Source organism: Citrobacter sp. XT1-2-2 (genome assembly GCF_023516235.1).
In the GTDB taxonomy this organism is placed as follows: Bacteria; Pseudomonadota; Gammaproteobacteria; order Enterobacterales; family Enterobacteriaceae; genus Citrobacter; species Citrobacter werkmanii.
Genome location: NZ_CP097324.1, coordinates 1180069 through 1196751 on the forward strand (window position 1 = coordinate 1180069; position 16683 = coordinate 1196751).

Genomic DNA, 16683 nt, shown 5'->3' on the forward strand with positions numbered 1-16683 from the left:
TACCATAGAAAACATGCTATTGGTGAAGTCTGGTAAGGTTGTAGTTACGATATCTCACCATACATTTATAAGATATTTTTTTAAGTATAGATAAAAAACTGAACTTGTTTATTTTTGAGTCATAAACAATATAGTTATTTGAGAAGTTTAGTGTATGGACACCATCACTGTGGTTGATCGAGGAATTGATTTTCTCGATCAGGCTTTCATCGAAAACAGTATCGTTCAATGTAACTAATTCTTTGATGTAGATGGATTTTCCGTAGGTTTCAGGTGTGCACTCCTGGGTGAGGAAGTACATTTTGTTATCGACAAGGTAAGGCGCGCCGGCTCCCCGGTGGTGATGGTTGCTCACCTTCAGTGAGGGGGCAATCCGCTGCCACTCCCCAAAGATATTCTCAGCAGAGTGAATAATGATTTCATTATCCATTGTGGTGGATAAAAGATAGCAGGTTTCATTAATTGTGAGAAACACATTATCTGTTAATTCAGTATCCGATATTAAGACTTTGATTTTCTTCCAGCGAGCCGGGAATTCTACCGACTGAAACAGTATGACTTCTTTTCTTTCTGAAGACTCAGGGATCATGAAAAGCTGATCGTTGATATGAATCAGGAAAGGGAATGACAAATGACATTTTAAGTCGTCAAAGCCCTCAAGTTTAACATCATCGATTTCAGTCAGTTCACGATCCAGGACGCGGCATCTTAGCGCACCTTTCGAATTTCGAAAGCTAAAGGCTTCATAAAAAACATACAGTTTATCGGCCTTTTCAACAATAAAAGGGTCGGCCTGAAACGTATATTTCTTTTTTAACTGCTGGGCAGTAGTTTTACTCAGTATTTCCAGAGTGTTATCGGGGAATAAGTGTGAGCCATGATCCTTTAGAATCATGATGTCCCACGACTCATGATAGAAAAATGTTTTAATTATTTTTTTTATTTTCGTTTGCATTCGCGCCTACTCCTTTAATTACCTGCATCTTAACAAAAATCTCATACGAACAGCTAATTTGCTGCTGCGTACATGATATCTGTCGTAATGTTGAATGAATGCGCGAAAACTAATGCAGAAACATCAAAGGCTATTTTTAAAAATTAGGTCCGGGTGTGTTTTTTGTCTATAGCACAAAAGTAGGAAATAATTATCCAGAGCATCCTTGCTCCAGTGGAGGGTTTACTCGAAATGCACCTGCGGATTGTCAGCAAGGGAAACGTAGGTTTTGCTGTTTTTATCCAGGGTACGAATTTCACCGCTTTCGATGTCATACACCCAGCCATGCAGACGCAGCGCATTATTTCGCAGTCCAACAGCAACGGAAGGGTGCGTTTTAATATTGTTCAACTGAGCGATAACGTTCTCTTCCACCATGGCGTTAACTTTATCGATGGGATTATCCCAGGTTTTCTTCTCGACCACGGCCTTAGCTGCATCGGCATAGTGCAGCCAGTGCGCCACTGCGGGCATTGGATCGAGGGGCTGGCTATCAGCAATGGCTTTCATCGCGCCACAATTGGAATGGCCACAGATGACAATATCCGTCACACCGAGTGCGACTACCGCATATTCGATGGTGGCGGAGACACCACCGGGTTCCGGTCCGAAAGAGGGGACGATATTGCCGGCGTTGCGGATAACGAACAACTGCCCGGGCTCTTGCTGAGTCACCAGTTCTGGCACCAGACGGCTATCGGAACAGGAGATGAAAAGCGCTTTTGGATTCTGGCTGGATGCCAGGCTGCGGAAGAGTTCCTTACGTTGAGGGAAAATCTCTTTTTGGAAGTTGAGGAAGCCCTCAATGATATGTTGCATAGCAGTGTCTCTTTTCTCTGTTTGAGCAGGTTATGATGAAGATCACACTTTCCAGTTTAACACCAGCCGACAGAAGCGAAAGAGTTTATAGCAGTTTCGCAACATTTTTGACTAATTTTTCTCCACCGTAGCGAGGGTGAAATGTGATATGCGTTCTGCCGTTCTGAGTTAACAGATGGCGGGGGTAGACTGCAAATGGGGACATTCGCAAGCCTACGCCTGGCAAAATGACATCGCTTTTTTGCCAATAAATCGGAGTTATAGCGATAGCCAGTCATCATGGAATACCTTACATTTTTATATGTATCCACACCTCAAGGAATCATCATGTCCAGACTCCGTACTTTAGCAACGGCTTTAGTCGCCGTTGCCGCGATGACGATGTGCGCCACCCCTGTATTCGCAAACCCCGGTAACGGTAACGGCAATGGTAATAGTGGCAACCATGGTAATAGCGGAAACAAGGGTAATAGTGGTAACAGCCAGAAAGGAAACGCCGGCCAAAAAAATAATGCACATACAGAACAGCGTAAAAATTATGGCAAGCCGGATCATGTGGATAGCGACATCAGCTATAACGTGGCCAGGCAGTATGCTGTCAGATATGGTTTGACGGGGTATAAATCACTGCCGCCAGGCATTGCCAAAAATCTGGCGCGAGGAAAACCGCTTCCTCCGGGGATCGCTAAAAAAAGCGTCCCACCTTCTATGTTGAATCAACTGCCGTATTATCCTGGTTATGAATGGCAGGTCGTTGGCGACAATCTGGTGTTGATTGCACTGAGCACGGCGATTGTCACTGCCGTTATTAATGGCGTGTTTGATTGATTCGCCACGGAATTAATTGGTTCTGTTGTGCCTGCTGGACGCCCGCATTACGCGGGCTTTTTCGTTAAGTAAGGTCAGCTTCATAACCCGTACAGCTTTATTTTTCGATAAAGCGTGGCAATGCTGATCCCCAGTTCGGTCGCTGCCTGTTTTTTCCCCTCCACGCTTGCGCCAAAACGCTGGATGACATTTTCTATGGCCTCCCTTTCCGCTTGTTTTCCCTTATTAGCAAGCTGCTGAGGCTGGGCTGTCATCGACGTTTTTCTGCTGTCAGCTGCGGTGAGCAGGTAAGGAGGCAGATGGCTGGCGTTGATTCCAGCGGCTTCCCCGCGCATCACGAAAATATATTCGATAACGTTACGTAATTCACGAATGTTGCCAGGCCAGTGCCAGGCGTAGAGGCGGTTGATGACGTCATCGGGAAGTTTTTGTGATGGTCGCTGATAACTGACCGAAAACTCATCGGCAAAATATTGCGCGAGGACCGCAATATCTGCCCGCCGTTCGCGCAACGAGGGAAGAACCAAAGGGACCACGTTCAGGCGATAGAAAAGATCTTCGCGAAACTGATTACTCTCCACCATCGCGTTAATGTTTTTGTTAGTCGCGGCAATAATTCGTACATCAATATTGATGGTGTTGTTAGACCCGACGCGGGTGATCGCTTTTTCCTGCAGAACCCTGAGCAGCTTAGCCTGCAGATGAAGCGGCATATCGCCGATCTCATCCAGAAACAGACTGCCGCCGTTGGCCAGTTCAAATTTTCCCACGCGGCCTTTGGGGTCGGCCCCGCTGAATGCGCCGCGCACATAACCAAACAGTTCGCTTTCCAGCAACTGTTCGGGAATGGCAGCACAGTTGATTGTTACGAAGGGGGCGGCTTTACGGGGGCTGCTCTGGTGAATGGCAAATGCCACGACCTCTTTTCCTGAGCCACTTTCGCCGGTAATAAGCACACTGGCATAGCTGTTGGCGATTTTACCGATGGTGCTTCTGAGCTGTTCCATCAAGGGGGAGTGACCAATCAACCGCACCTGGGTGTCGGCCTCATAAGACGATGGAAGAAGGGTACTCAGGTAGTCGTGCGCGTCACGAAAGATAATCATGGTTAAGCGATCGTTATCCAAAGACGAGAGCGAAATTTGCTTGCACAGTACATGGTATTTCTGACCTTCGAGCGTCAGCCAGGCCTCCTCATCGCCATACAAACTGTCCCCGGTTGTTTCAATGGTCAACGGTAATCCCTGAACCTCGCGATTGAGAATGCGATCGGCTGAATGGTTGGCATGCCAGACAAGACCATCACCATCGATTGCCACGACGCCGCGGTCCATGGCATCGATCAGACGGCGAAATGCGCCCAGCCTTTCTTGCGCGCGTAAACGTTCCAGACATTCAAAAACCTTACTGGAGATCATCACGGCTATTTGCTCAATGAAAGTAACAAATTTCTCAATCTGGCTCAGGAGGGTGTCGCGCTGCGCCTGGGTTGAGCAAATAATCCCGATCACCCCAATGACGCGATTGTTGAGAAAAATTGGTGCGTTCAAATCCAGCATTTCAGAACAATAGTGGTGTTTTTCACATAACTGACACAGTGGATGTTCGCCAGGATTTTTGATCAGCACCGTTTCCCGCACCTGCAAAACGTGGCGGTAGATGTAGCCATTTTTTGCCACGTTTTCATTGAGCATATGCCGGTATTTACCGGTGCCAGCGATGCGCATTAAAGATTCATCAATGATCTCAACATCCGTTCCGGTGATGCCAGAAATAGCATCGGCATAATTGCATATATCATCCTGAATATTGCTGAGTACTGAAATCATGCTACTTCTCCGGCGCGTATCGCATTTCTCATGGAAAATGATAAATAGGCGAACTAATCCAAAAATGATTTGCGAAAAATCAATCTACCGCTCTGTTTTAGTATGTTTTTTTTATTTTATCTTCCGCGATCACACTATTTATCAATTGTGAGAATTTATCAAAATGAAACGATAAACTAACGCGATGATATTTTTGGCTGCAAATCTTGAATTCTGTCTATTTAATTGAAATTTAAGTGTTTATTAAATTATTCATAAGATTTTACTCAATTAATAAAAAGCTGGTAAGCATTTTGCTCTATTGGCATTACCGATAGCGGAAATATCTCTGTATGACATCAATTGCAGGGAATGGATTACCAGCACAATGAGGTTTTATGATGCAGGAAAACTTATCATTTTTTATCAACCAGACACCGTTTACCGAACATCCGAACGCGCCGTTGGCTCCGTTTAGCCGCCAGGAGTTGGTCAAAGCGTTGAATTTTCATCGGTCTATTCCGGGATATTCCCCAACGCCGTTGTATACGCTGCCGGCACTTTCACAAAAACTGGGCGTAAAAAATATCTACCTCAAAGATGAGTCGCAGCGTTTTGGCCTGAAAGCCTTTAAAGCGCTGGGCGGTTCCTATGCGATGGCGTGCCATATCGCTGAATTAGTCGGTAAAGATATCAGCGAATTACCGTTTGATGTGATGACCAGCGAAGAGGTGCGCCGCGATCTGCAAACCGTTACGTTTGCTACCACCACCGATGGCAATCACGGTCGTGGCGTTGCCTGGATGGCGCGACAGTTGAAGCAAAATGCCGTGGTTTACATGCCAAAAGGTTCTTCACAGCAACGTCTGACGTCGATCCGTAACGAAGGCGCTACCGCCGAAATCGTCGATATGAACTATGACGATGCGGTTCGCATGACCGCGGAACAGGCGGAAAAGCATGGCTGGATAGTGGTGCAGGATACCGCCTGGGAAGGGTATGAAAAGATCCCGCAGTGGATTATGCAGGGTTACGGCACGCTGATGCTGGAGGCGATCGACCAGCTGCATCAGGTTGCGCCGACGCATATTTTTGTTCAGGCAGGCGTTGGCTCGTTTGCCGGCATGGTTCAGGGAATGGTGACGGCGGCATGGGGAGAAAATCGCCCGAAAGTGATCGTCGCCGAGGCGTTAATTGCCGATTGTCTCTACCGCTCCGCCCGCTCGAAAGAGGGTGATGCCATAGCGGTGGGCGGAGATTTGCAAACCGTGATGGCTGGTCTCGCCTGCGGTGAGGCAAATAGCATTGGTTGGAAGCTGTTGCGTGATTATGCCACTGCATTTGCCTCCTGCCCGGATGAGGTTGCGGCGCTTGGCATGCGCATGTTGGGTAATCCGCTGGCAGGCGATCCACAGATCGTTTCTGGTGAGTCCGGGGCGGTGACGACCGGCCTGCTGTCACTGCTGATGTCCTCGCCTGAACTGGCGCAAACGCGTACGCAACTGGGACTGGATGAGCATTCCCGCGTGTTGTTGATAAGTACTGAGGGTGACACTGACCCACAACAGTATCTGGATATTGTCTGGGGCGGTCAGTACCCGGGCATCAACAAATAATTTCCTGATTGAGAATAAGAACGGAGAAACCCATGTTATCTGCAAACCGTATTGAAGAAGTGATTAAAAACTGTCAGGCGCTAATCCAACAAAAAAGTTATTCCGGTCAGGAAGGGGAAGTGGTTAATGCCATAAAAACAATGATGCAGCATTACCAGTTCGATGACATCCATGTTGATAAGTACGGCAACATTGTTGGCGGTATCGTGGGTAATCAGCCAGGGAAAACGCTGGTCCTTGATGGACATATTGATACTGTACCGGTGAACGAAGAGAAGTGGACCCGCAACCCGTACGGCGGTGATATCGAAGATGGCAAGATTTATGGTCGCGGTACGACCGATATGAAAGGCGCCGTGGCGGCAATGATCTCTGCCGTGGGTTTTTTCGGCCAGGACAACCAGCGTAATTTCGCCGGGAAAATCTACGTTGCCTGTATCGTGCATGAAGAGTGCTTTGAAGGCATTGCCGCTCGTCTGGTCAGCGAGCGCTATAAGCCAGACTACGTAATCATCGGTGAAGCTTCCGAGCTAAACCTGAAAATTGGCCAGCGTGGACGTGCTGAAATTGTGGTTGAAACGTTTGGTAAACCTGCGCACTCCGCCAACCCGCAGGCAGGGATTAATGCGGTGTATAAAATGGCGCAATTGATCGACAAAATTCGCACCATTACCCCGCCAACGCACCCAGTACTCGGGCCTGGCATTCTCGAACTGACCGACATTAAATCTTCGCCGTACCCGGGTGCCTCGGTCGTGCCGGATTACTGCCGCGCAACCTACGATCGCCGTTTGCTGGTGGGCGAAACCAAAGAAAGCGTCATTGCCCCGCTGGAAAATGTCCTGGCAGAATTCATCACGCAGGATCCGCAGTTTAAGGCCCGTGTCTCCTACGCTGTGGGCCAGGAGTCTTGCTATACCGGTGCCACCATTGAGGGGGAGCGCTTCTTCCCGGGCTGGGTGTATGACGAGTCGGACGAATTCGTGCAAGCCGCTCTGGCTGGCGTCCGCGAGGCCGGGTTTAATCCGACCATCACGCAATACTCATTTTGCACCAACGGTAGTCACTATGCGGGCGAAGCGGGAATTAAAACTATCGGCTTCGGACCTTCGCGTGAAAATCTGGCGCACACCATTGATGAGTATATCGAGATCGATCAGTTAACCGGTTCGGCCAGCGGCTATTACAGCATCATCCAGACACTCTATCGCCAATAAAAGAACGATAAAAATCCTCTTACCTTACAGGCGGTGCCGCGCAGCGCCGCCGCAATGGAGAATAACGATGAAAACCATTTTCAAAAACGGAAATGTGATCGATGGGACGGGCAGTGAAGGCAGAATTGCTGATGTGGTCGTTGATGACGGACGTATTGTCGCAATCGGTCAAATAGAAGTTGGCGTCAATGAACAGGTTATTGATGCCACGGGAAAAATTATTTGTCCTGGCTTTATTGATACCCATACGCACTCTGACCTGTCGGCGATTATTAACCCCGCGCTGTCGGCAAAAATTCGCCAGGGAATTACCACTGAATTGCTGGGGCAGGATGGCGTCGCGTTAGCACCGTTGCCGGAAGAATATATTCCGGCGTGGCGTAAAAATATCGCCGGACTGGACGGCGATACCGACAAAATAGACTGGAAATATAAAAATACGGACGGTTATCTCAATCTGTTGGCATCACGACATCCGGCGACAAACCTTGCCTATTTAGTTCCGCATGGCAACGTGCGCATGGAGGCGATGGGGCTGGATGGGCGGCCTTCGACCCGTGAAGATGTGGCGAAGATGTGCGAAGTTCTTGAGCGGGAATTAAAAGCGGGCGCGTTTGGTCTTTCCACCGGGCTTATCTATATGCCTTGCGCCTTTGGCGATACTGCCGAAATGATTGAACTGTGCAAGGTCACGGCGAAATATAACGGGATCTTTGTGGTACATCAGCGCAGTGAAGCTGACGATATTATCAACTCAACGCAGGAGCTGATTGATATCGCCAAAGCCACAGGCGTCTGGCTACATATTTCACATATGAAGGTTTGCGGAAAGAAAAACTGGGGACTGATCGACCAAATGCTGGGGATGCTGGAGCAGGCGCAGGAAGAGGGGATCCGCATCTCTTTCGACCAGTATCCCTATGTGGCGGGCAGCACGATGCTCGGCGTGATCCTGCCGCCATGGGTCCACTCCGGTGGAACAGACAAATTACTGGAACGCCTGGCCTCACCTGAACTGCGCGCCAAAATGATCGAGGATATTCAGCAGGGCATCCCTGGCTGGGATAACTTTATCGATTTTGCCGGTCTGGACCAGATTTTTGTTACCAGCGTGAAAACGGCCAAAAATCAGGATGCCGTTGGTCTGAACCTCGTCCAGTTGGGTGAATTGCGCGGGAAAGACCCCTACAACGCCACCTTCGACCTGCTTTATGAAGAAGAAAACGCCGTCGGAATGGTCGACTTCTACGGCACTGAAGAGCATGTGATTAAGTTTCTCTGTCGGCCAGAGCAAAACGTTTGTACCGACGGTTTAATGGGGGCCGGAAAACCGCACCCTCGCGTGTTCGGCGCATTCCCACGTGTGCTCGGTAAATACGTGCGTGAAGAGGGATGTCTGAGCTGGGAAGCGGCAATTCGCAAAATGACGGGTAAACCTGCTGAGGTGCTGGGCCTGCAGGATCGCGGGCTGCTGAAGGTGGGTTACGCGGCGGATATTGTGATGTTCGATCCGAACACTATCGCTGATAGGGGCACGTTTGTTGAACCTAATCAGTATCCGCAAGGGATTGAAATTGTCATGGTTAATGGGCGCATTGCCTTAATTAATGGCACGGAAAGTTATGCCTGTAGCGGTACGGTTATAAGAAAACAATATTAATAAATAACGCTAAACACGCATTGATCTATCGCGACTATTTATGGCCGCGGTAGATCACTACACCCTAAGGACATCACAATGAACCTACAAACATCTTTACCTTCAGGTAAACCAAAGACCTGGAAAGCAAGATATACCGTCCTGACATTGATCTGGCTGGCGTGGCTCCTCTCTTTTCTCGACAGAATGGTCATGAGCGTTTCGCTCCCTTATATCGGCAAAGATTTAAATCTGGATACCACCCAACAAGGTTTAATTATTAGCGCCTTTTTTATTGGTTATGCCGCGTTTCAAATTCCCGGTGGTTTACTGGCGGATAAGTTTGGCTCGCGTAAAATCATGGCTATTGGTATTGCCTGGTGGTCTGTTTTCACCAGCTTAACCGGCGCTGTGCTGACGCTACCGCTAATGCTGGCAGTGCGCTTCTTCTTTGGTATCGGCGAAGGGTGCTTCCCGTCGGCCTCCTGGAAGATGATTTCGACCTATTTCCCGTCGAAAGAGCGCGGGCGCGCGACGGCGATTCAATCAACGGTGAACACCTTAGGCCCGGCGCTGGCGGTTGTGGTCGCAGCCAGCATTATTGGGGCTTTTGGCTGGCATATGGTTTTTATCGTGCTGGGTATTCCTGGACTGTTTATTGCCGCAGGGATCTACTTATTTACGCGTGACAACCCGAAAGATCACCCCGCCATTACGCAGCAGGATCTGGCGGAACTGGCCGTTGACGATCAGGGTGGGCTGCAAAATACCAGCGCTATCGCGTTTAAAGACGTACTCAAAATGCCGGTGCTCTGGCAAATGGCAAGTATCTGGTTTTTGTTTGATATCACCTTCTGGGGATTTTCAACCTGGTTGCCCAGTTATCTGATCACCGTACGTGAATTTTCTCTGGCCAAGACCGGCGTAATGGCGGCAATTCCCTTTCTGTTTGGCGCAGGAGGCACATTGTTAGGCGGATACTGTTCAGATAAATTCAAACCGATGCGTAAAACGTTGTACGTCGTAACCTCAGTCATTGCCGCAGGCTTCCTGTACCTGACCTTCAGCGTGAGCAGCGCAGATATGGCGGTGGTTTATCAGTGTATTTCAGCCCTGTTCATGTTCTTCGCTATGGCGACGTTCTGGGGAATTTTGATGGATACCATCCCCAGCAACATTATGGGACGGGCGTCGGGGATCGTTAACTTTGGCGGTCAGATGGCGGGCGTTGTTTCTGCACCTATCATCGGCTGGCTGATCCAAAGCAGCGCAGGAAGCTATAACAGCGCCTTTATCTTTATGATTGCCGCACTGTTATGTTCTGCCGTCGTTACGCTGACCGTGAAAAACTCGCGCGCGGTTGGAGCATTACCCAGTCAGGCTTGATTAATGTCTGTCTCCTGTGGCTCTGCTGTTTCAGAGCCACAGGGATTGACGGGCATCAACGTTTAATAACACGCAATAACTGAATTTCCCGCCAGATGTACAGTTACCACTGCAATTCTATTCCTCTCCTTATTAAGAATTAAGCATAATAAATGAAAGACCAGTCCTACATGTGTAGGAATATTCCCTCTATAATGTGTTAATGATTTGATCTACAGAAAGGCTCAAGGTTTAATTCTTGTAAATCTAAATGTTATTTTTATGATTTATTCATCTTGATTATGAAAAAATCATAAAATATACACGTGACTATGTTAGAATTTGCGTCCTGGGTCTTGCACTTATAAATCAGTAATATTGAAGACTCACCTGCACTATAGCCATCGCCTCTCTTTATTTATCGGGATTCTTATACGCAATGAACGCGATAATCGTTGATGATCACCCTTTGGCCCGCATTGCCATTCGCAACTTACTCGATACTAATGGTATCACTGTGACCACTGAACTCGACAGTGGCGAGCAAGTCGTACAGGTGGTTGAAAAAAACAAACCTGAACTGCTAATTATTGATGTGGATATTCCTGGTATCAGTGGCATCGAGGTGCTGGAACAATTACGCAAGCGGCACTATGCTGGTGTGATCATTATCATTTCAGCAAAAAATGAATATTTTTATGGTAAACGTAGTGCTGAATACGGTGCTAACGGATTTGTGAGTAAAAAAGAAGGCATGAATAATATTCTTGCCGCCATCGAAGCCGCCAAAAATGGTTATAGTTATTTCCCTTTCTCCCTTGAACACTTTACTGGTTCATCGGCCAGCGAACAGGATAAACTTGATACGTTATCAACACAGGAAATGAGAGTGTTGCGTTATATCCTTAATGGTATGGATTACAGTACGATTGCCAGTAAAATGAATATCAGTAATAAAACGGTCAGTACTTATAAAAGTCGTTTAATGGAAAAATTAGATTGTTCTTCATTAATGGAAATTTATGATTACGCGCAAAGAAATAAAATAGGGTAGAGTAATGCTGGAACGCTTATTTATTTTTTTGATGGTCATATTTACCATCGGATTATCTACGGATGTGAGTTCAGCGCGCCAGGTTGAACTAAAAAGTAACTATAATACTGCGGTGCAAAATATCAGCTTAAACAGGGAAGAAACAAACTGGTTGGCGCATAAAAAAACATTAGTGGTTGGCACCTGGTTACCGGAAGTCTCACCTATTGTCTATCAAAACAGCGGGGAAAATTATCGGGGCGTTAACGCGGACTACCTTGCGCTAATGCAAAAAAGTCTCAATGTAAAAATTGTTATAAAGCAATACGATAACGAGCAGCAGGCGCTTGCCGCACTCGCCAGTAATGATGTTGATACGTTGATAACCCAGCTTTCCCGGCGGCAGGATGTCGGCGGGCATTTACTGCGCACATCGGCATTACTCACAACGTGGCCGACGCTTGTGACGTCATTAAAAAACACGATGCTACCGCTGATGACGAACCATAAGGTCAGCGTCGCCTGTGTGCGGGATTGCCCTTTTCTTAACGTTATCCAGGACGCTTTTCCTGATGCTAAAGTCTCATTTTATGACGACGAGTATCAGGCAATGGCGTCGGTGGTGAACGATGATAACCAATATTATATTGGTAACAATATTACCACTAGTCATTGTATCTCGCGGTATTTCTCGCAATCCCTGGTTATTACGCATTATTTTGATAAGCAGGAACAATATAATTATTTTGTGGTTAATGAAAATCAACCGCTATTAAGAAATATTCTTGATGGTTTTATTACGTCAATAAGTAATGAAATCCATATGCAGGTGATGCAGAACTGGTTAAATCGCGGTAATCTTGCTTATCTGAATGCGCCCATTCCTTTCAGTCATCAGGAAAAAGAATGGCTGAAGAATAAACATACTATCCGCATTTTGATCAACCCGGATTACCCACCCTATACGCTGGTAGATAGCAGCGGCGAGTTACGTGGTATTCTTGGCGATTTGCTGAATATTATTCATCTGCAAACGGGTCTTAATTTTGAACCTGTTTTGGCCACGTCCAGAAGTGAACAGACCAAACTCATCAGTGGTGGGCAGTGGGATATGTATCCGACGATCGCCCCGACTAACCAAAACCAGGACGATTCGGCATTGAGCGATCCGCTGATGAATGTTGCATTCGTGGTTATCACATCGCGCCAGGAAACAGCCGACTCGCTGCTGGGAAAACCGATACGTATTGCTCTGCCTGCCGGACATATTCTGGAACGTGGCCTCAAACAACAGTATCCGCAGGTGACCTGGGTGAATGCGGATACCGGTAGCGCTGCAATGGCTATGGTCAAGGAGGGCGACGTTGATGCGGCAATCGCGACCGAATTGTCGGCAAAGTTCATTACCGATCATTACTACCAGAATAATATGCACTTCTTCCGGCTTCCTGATATGCCAGGTGCAGCGGTGAGTTTTGCTATTTCTTCTCATGAGCCGATGCTGAAGTCTGTCATTGATAAGGCCCTGCAAGCCATACCTCCGCGTGAAATTTTACAGATGACGGAGAAGTGGTCGAAGATTTCCAATACCCAGGTTGATATCTGGAGCCGATATAGCAAACAGTTCTATCAACTGGTGGTATTTGCGCTGGTACTTATTGCTATTAGCCTGATCTGGGGGATATCACTCTCCCGTGAAGTCCGTAAAAGAAAGCAATCGCAGCGGTTACTGGAAGAACAGTTACATCTCAAAGAGGTCTTATCTCAAGAGCTGGAGAGCGAAAAGAATAAAGCGATTGCCGCTACAAAAGCCAAAAGCCGTTTTCTGGCGAGCATGAGTCATGAGTTACGTACCCCGGTAAGCTCGATTGTTGGTTTTGTGGAATTACTCTCAAGCTCTGAGCTCAGTCCGGCACAACGCAAAGAGGCCATTGCATTGACTGGGGCGACGGCTCAATCATTGCTGGGACTGATTGGTAAGATTCTGGACGTTGATAAGATTGAATCCGGAAAATATGAGGTTGTTCCCCAGTGGACCGATCTCTCGCAGCTTATTGAATTGCAGTGCCACTCTTTCGATGCCCTGGCCAGGCAGAAAGGTATATCGCTTGCCTGTGTCAGCCAGTTGCCAGTAAATGAGCGGGTATTTGTCGATCAGCAGGCTTTGCGGCAAATTCTCACCAATCTGCTGGGAAATGCGCTGAAGTTTACGGCGCAGGGCAGTATTCATGTTACGGCCCGACTGACTCCGGACACAGATAATCACGGCACCCTGACAATCGCCATCAGTGATACCGGTTGTGGCATTAGCGAAGAAGAGCAGGCTGGACTGTTCCATCGTTATGCTCAGGGGCGTTGCGGACGTCAACAAACGGGGTCTGGTCTGGGGTTATTTATCTGCAAAGAATTGGTAACGCTGATGGGCGGTACGCTGGAACTGAGGAGTATTCCGGCTCAGGGAACCACGTTCACGATTACGCTGCCGGTTGAAACTGCCCGACAGTCGATAGTAGCGGATGGGGATACCCCTGGCGCTGTGCTACCGCTACCGTGTCTGTCGATTCTGATCGCAGACGATAACCCAACTAATCGCCTGCTGCTTAAACGCCAGTTGAATACCATTGGCTACAGCGTGGATGAGGCCTGTGATGGCGAGGAAGCCGAAGCCAAACTGGCCAAAAAATCATACGACCTGTTGATAACCGACGTGAATATGCCGAAGAAAGACGGTTTTGATCTCGCGGCTTCACTACGTCGTCAACAACCTCATTTGCAAATATGGGGGCTGACGGCCAGTGCGCTCCCGCAGTCACGCGATCGATGTCTGCAAAACGGTATGAATTTGTGTCTGTTTAAGCCGGTGTCAATCCAGACGCTGACGCATGAACTGAGCAAAATCGACACGGGCTATGCGTCACCTTGTGCAATCCGGCATTTAAAATTCAATGTACTGACTGAAAATACCGGTGGCGATCGCGTATTAATGAACGAGATACTCGAAACATTCCGCGAAGCAACGCTGAGTGATTTACAAGCGGCTGAGAAAGCCGTTGCGCAAGATGAGCCGCAGCTGTTTTTACGGGCGCTTCATCGGTTGCATGGTTCGGCGCAAATTCTGGGTATCACCGCGCTTCAGACGCTGTGCGAACCTTTTGAGTCTATGCGACATGACGATCTTCCGCTGGCTGTACGGCAGCAGGCATTACAGAAAATTGTTGCTGTCATGCGAGAAATTGAAATTGAGATCGACAGTCTGATGAGCCATTAATCCCCCCGGATCGGGTAGCCGTAGCAGCCCGATCCGGAGAGAAATGTCTTGATTCATCACTCGTTAGTACAGAGTATTACTGGCCTGCACCCACCATTTCGCTATCAATAACAATGCCTTCTTCAGCACCTTTTAACACAAGGTTAGCCTCATAAAATTTACCCGTGGACAGCAGTTTTTGGGCGCTGGCAACGGCTTTACGCGTCTGATTCAAAGGCATCAGGTATTGGGTCTGAAGCACGCTGATCCCAGCCAGTTGCAAGGTATCCACTGCACCTTTCCAGTCACCTTTGGCCATTTTGCCATTCGCGGTTTTGATAGCAGATTCTTTTTCCGGCGTAGCAATATAGTCTTCTGATAATGCGATCGTAGCGTTAATAATTACGTACTGATCGTCAATCATCTTCGCCTTAGGCGCTGCTTTGACAAATTTCGCCCAGTCGCTGCTGTCGCCTGCCAACAGGGAAGCGGCGTCATTGGTTAATTTTTTTGCGCTGTCAGGCTGTCCGTGAAACAGAGCCAGACGAGCCAGTTGAATATCGCGCATCGCATTGGCACCTTTTACGGCGACCTGCATAATATCGGCTGCTTCTTTTTGTACATTGGCTGTGGCTGTTTGTGCCGCAGTGGTAGTAGTGGCAGATGCCATTACCGGAGCTGAGCCCATCATAGTTGCAAGCAGACCTGCAAGAATAATCTTTTTCATTACGTTCTCCTGAATAAAGTTGGTATTGTTCACCAAACGCAATAATCATATTAAATAAGTTTAAAGAGAGGAATCAGAGCCAGGATAGAATAATGAGCGCTTAATCTTACAGGTGTCAGACGTCTGACATGTGTAGGATTAAACGGATAACAACATTCCTTTCTTCTTATATACGCATCCTTATCTGAAGTCTTATTATTTCATTGTAAGTGATATGTATTGTGTGAGTATTAACTCTTTTATTAGTAGGTTACATTACGTTTACATGTAACGGAGGATGTATGTTCATTTTTAATCAGCAAGCCCTGAGAACGTTTAATGAAAAAACACTTTCTCATTATAAAAGACACGCAACAATTATGGCGGTGCTTTTGTTGGTATGTGGTATTTGCTGCTTAATCTATCCTATCGCTGCTGGCGTTTATTTAAGCTATGCGACAGGTTTTATGTTCCTGGTGTGCGGTTTTTATTCTATTTATAGCCTGTTTAGCGCTGGGAAGAAGCAGTTGAAAGCCAAATTTACCTATGCGTTTTTTGCTATCGCATGGTTACTGCTGGGGTATTGTTTCCTTGTTAACCCGGTGATTGGCATGAATTCGTTGGCTATGGTTTTTTGCTGCTTGTTTATTCTTGGCGGTATTTTTCGTGTGGCTTCCGGAGTTCAAATGTTCCGCAGTCCGGGTTATGGCTGGAACATTTTTATCGGCATTTTAGATCTGCTTATTGCTGGCGTATGGCTGAATATGGATCCCGACAAGTCTTACGTGTTTACCTCGATTTTTATTGGGGTCGAGATGATCTTCAGTTCTTTGGCTTTTATCAGTCTGCGCAGGAATACGAAGTTGGTAGCAACAGACAAACTTGCCAATAACCATTAATACTGCCTCTGGAGTGTATCGTGAATATTAAAATGATGGTTTCAGCTGTTGTTATTATGACCTCTGTTTTGGCACCGATGAGCTGTGCGTTTGCTACTCAGGCAACCGAAGCTGCGCCACAAGATATGACCTGTAAAGAGTTTGCTGATATGAGTCGGCAATACATGACGGCAATTGCCTTTGTGATCGTTAATAAAAATTCTGACTTTAAAGGCGATGATTATGTTCCGCTGCATGAGGTGGAAACTGTCGCTGTTCCGAAAATGATTAACATGTGTCATCAACACCCGGATACGAAATTAGGCGAACTGACCGTAAATCTGAAGGGGGCCGGTCTGCACTACTGATTAACCGTTTCGATAGCCTGGCTTTAGTTAGAATTGACAACCTCTGTCCCCACACCCACATTTCCCCTCACAATAAAATAACTCGCTCAGCTATCCACGAGGAAACTCGCTGGATAGCTGTGTCTGCTAACTACTGTAGGTCTGATAAGCGAAGCGCCATCCTGG

At 47.3% G+C, this 16683-nt stretch carries 13 protein-coding genes; 9 read left to right on the plus strand and 4 right to left on the minus strand.

Features of this window, described 5'->3' with window-relative positions; all coding sequences use genetic code 11:
• Positions 1–16: 16 nt before the first annotated feature.
• Positions 17–955 (minus strand): hypothetical protein, encoded by a 939-nt coding sequence (locus M4I31_RS05645; RefSeq protein ID WP_085048900.1) that lies wholly within the window; start codon positions 953–955, stop codon positions 17–19.
• 222 nt (positions 956–1177) lie between these two features.
• Positions 1178–1813 (minus strand): carbonic anhydrase, encoded by a 636-nt coding sequence (locus tag M4I31_RS05650; protein WP_038632863.1) that lies wholly within the window; start codon positions 1811–1813, stop codon positions 1178–1180.
• Positions 1814–2140: 327 nt separating this feature from the next.
• Between M4I31_RS05650 and M4I31_RS05655 the strand changes: the two genes are divergently transcribed.
• On the plus strand, positions 2141–2641 hold the full coding sequence (locus M4I31_RS05655; protein ID WP_038632857.1) for an anti-virulence regulator CigR family protein: 501 nt from the start codon (positions 2141–2143) through the stop codon (positions 2639–2641).
• An 80-nt stretch (positions 2642–2721) separates the two neighbouring features.
• Here the strand turns inward: M4I31_RS05655 and M4I31_RS05660 are convergent, their stop codons facing one another.
• Positions 2722–4470 carry a sigma-54-dependent Fis family transcriptional regulator gene (locus M4I31_RS05660; RefSeq protein ID WP_085048901.1) on the minus strand — a complete coding sequence of 583 codons (1749 nt, stop codon included), beginning with the start codon at positions 4468–4470 and terminating at the stop codon, positions 2722–2724.
• 380 nt (positions 4471–4850) lie between these two features.
• On the opposite strand from M4I31_RS05660, the gene dpaL reads away from it, so the two are divergent.
• From dpaL to M4I31_RS05690, 6 genes are all read left to right on the plus strand, one after another.
• Positions 4851–6065 (plus strand): diaminopropionate ammonia-lyase, encoded by a 1215-nt coding sequence (gene dpaL / locus M4I31_RS05665; protein WP_038642834.1) that lies wholly within the window; start codon positions 4851–4853, stop codon positions 6063–6065.
• A 32-nt stretch (positions 6066–6097) separates the two neighbouring features.
• On the plus strand, positions 6098–7282 hold the full coding sequence (locus tag M4I31_RS05670; protein WP_038632852.1) for a YgeY family selenium metabolism-linked hydrolase: 1185 nt from the start codon (positions 6098–6100) through the stop codon (positions 7280–7282).
• A gap of 67 nt (positions 7283–7349) precedes the next feature.
• Positions 7350–8942, plus strand: a complete 1593-nt coding sequence (locus M4I31_RS05675) for an amidohydrolase family protein (protein ID WP_085048902.1) — start codon at positions 7350–7352, stop codon at positions 8940–8942.
• 78 nt (positions 8943–9020) lie between these two features.
• Positions 9021–10307 (plus strand): MFS transporter, encoded by a 1287-nt coding sequence (locus M4I31_RS05680; protein ID WP_042313230.1) that lies wholly within the window; start codon positions 9021–9023, stop codon positions 10305–10307.
• Between the two features lie 418 nt (positions 10308–10725).
• Positions 10726–11340, plus strand: a complete 615-nt coding sequence (evgA, locus tag M4I31_RS05685; protein WP_038632843.1) for an acid-sensing system DNA-binding response regulator EvgA — start codon at positions 10726–10728, stop codon at positions 11338–11340.
• 4 nt (positions 11341–11344) lie between these two features.
• Entirely contained in the window at positions 11345–14587 is a 3243-nt protein-coding gene (locus tag M4I31_RS05690; RefSeq protein ID WP_085048903.1) for a response regulator, read from the plus strand.
• Positions 14588–14663: 76 nt separating this feature from the next.
• Here M4I31_RS05690 and M4I31_RS05695 read toward each other — a convergent pair whose 3' ends face one another.
• Positions 14664–15293 (minus strand): YfdX family protein, encoded by a 630-nt coding sequence (locus M4I31_RS05695; protein WP_042313237.1) that lies wholly within the window; start codon positions 15291–15293, stop codon positions 14664–14666.
• Positions 15294–15574: 281 nt separating this feature from the next.
• Here M4I31_RS05695 and M4I31_RS05700 point away from each other — a divergent pair, with 281 nt between their 5' ends.
• Both M4I31_RS05700 and M4I31_RS05705 read left to right on the plus strand, forming a co-directional pair.
• Positions 15575–16171 (plus strand): DUF308 domain-containing protein, encoded by a 597-nt coding sequence (locus M4I31_RS05700; RefSeq protein ID WP_085048904.1) that lies wholly within the window; start codon positions 15575–15577, stop codon positions 16169–16171.
• A complete protein-coding gene (locus M4I31_RS05705; RefSeq protein ID WP_038632832.1) occupies positions 16171–16518 on the plus strand; it encodes an HdeA/HdeB family chaperone in 348 nt (115 codons plus the stop codon). The genes M4I31_RS05700 and M4I31_RS05705 overlap by 1 nt, the downstream gene beginning before the upstream one ends.
• Positions 16519–16683 lie beyond the last annotated feature (165 nt).